Genomic DNA, 1,788 nt, shown 5'->3' with positions numbered 1-1,788 from the left:
GCCACCGGCTACACGGTCAACAGCGCCACGCAGATCACGGCGACGGCCCCCGCCGGTTCCGGCACGGTCGACGTGCGCGTCACCACGACGGGCGGCACCAGCGCCACCGGCGCCGCCGATCAATTTACGTATGTTGCGGCACCGGCGGTCACCGGCATTGCGCCAGCGGCAGGTCCTGCCACTGGCGGTACCAGCGTCACTATTCACGGCACCGGTTTTGCCGGCACGACGGCGGTGACCTTCGGCGCCACGGCGGCCACCGGCTACACGGTCAACAGCGCCACGCAGATCACGGCGACGGCCCCCGCCGGTTCCGGCACGGTCGACGTGCGTGTCACCTCGGCTGGAGGTACCAGCGCCACCGGCGCCATCGATCAATTTACGTATGTCGCGGCACCGGCGGTCACCGGCATTGCGCCGGCGGCAGGTCCTGCCACTGGCGGTACCAGCGTCACTATTCACGGCACCGGCTTTGCCGGCGCGACGGCGGTGATGTTCGGCGCCTCGGCAGCCACTGGCTTTACGGTCAACAGCGTCACGCAGATCACGGCGACGGCGCCAGCCGGTTCCGGCACTGTCGATGTGCGCATCACTACCATTGGCGGCACCAGCGCGGCGGTGGCAGCGGATCAGTTCACCTATGTTGGTGCGCCGGTAGTGAGCGGCCTGTCGCCTGCGGTCGGGCCAACGACGGGCGGCACCAGCGTCACCATTCACGGCACCGGTTTTACCGGAGCGACGGCGGTGACGTTCGGCGCCACGGCAGCCACCGGCTTTACGGTCAACAGCGCCACACAGATCACGGCCACGGCGCCAAGCGGTACCGGCACGGTCGATGTGCGGGTTACCACGACGGGCGGTACCAGTGCTGCCAGCGCCTCGGACCAGTTCAACTATGTGGCGGTACCGGCGGTCACCGGCATTGCGCCTGCTTCCGGTGCCATCACTGGCGGTACTAGCGTGGTCGTCACCGGCACGGGTTTTGGTGGCGCCACGGCGGTGCGATTCGGCGCTACGGCAGCCACGAGCTTTACGGTCAACAGTGCTACGCAGATCACGGCCATCAGTCCATCGGGCAGCTTGGGCGTGGTGGACGTGAAAGTCACTACAGTTGGCGGTACCAGTGCCAGCAGCGCGGCGGATCAATTTACGTATATCCCGACCGGCGTCATCACGTTTGCGACACCGGCCGCGGCATCCGTTCCATTGGGGAATAGCTTGACCAACGTGGCGACTTCCAGCCTCGCGGGTGGCAGCTATGGTGCCCTCAGCTATTCCAGTTCGAATGCGGGCGTGGCCACCGTCAGCAGCGCTGGCGTCATTACGCCCGTGGCCGCTGGTACCAGTAGCATTACTGCGACGCAAGCCGCAGTGGCTGGCGTAAATACCCAGGCAACGCAAAGCTATACCTTGACGGTGACGTCCGCGATGGATATCACGCCAGCCAGCTTGCCGGGCGCGACAGTTGGTACGGCCTACAGCCAGCAACTGACGGCCAGCGGCGGTATCGGACCCTATGCGTTTGTGGTCTCCGGTAGCGTACCAGCCGGCATGGCGCTTAGCGCCAGCGGTGTACTGAGCGGTACGCCAACGGCAGCCGGCAGTTTTGCGCTGACTGTAAAAGTGACGGATACACGCCAGTTCACGGCAACAAGAAACTATACCTTGCCAGTGACTTCGGCGACACTCGCTCTGACGCCAGCCAGCTTGCCCAATCCGACGGCGGAAGCGGCCTACTCTGCGACACTGACGGCCGCGGGCGGTACGGCGCCGTACACTTACAGCGTG

At 65.7% G+C, this 1,788-nt stretch carries 1 protein-coding gene; it reads left to right on the top strand.

Annotated features, from left to right (window positions below):
- The coding region (locus tag AC07X6_RS28300; protein WP_494793187.1) for a beta strand repeat-containing protein at positions 1-1,788 on the top strand (1,788 nt) is incomplete at both ends.

It is taken from the genome of Janthinobacterium sp. GW460-12-1-14-LB5 (genome assembly GCF_059423585.1).
The sequence above is the reverse complement of the archived record's forward strand: the minus strand, read 5'-3'. Positions and strand labels throughout refer to the sequence as shown.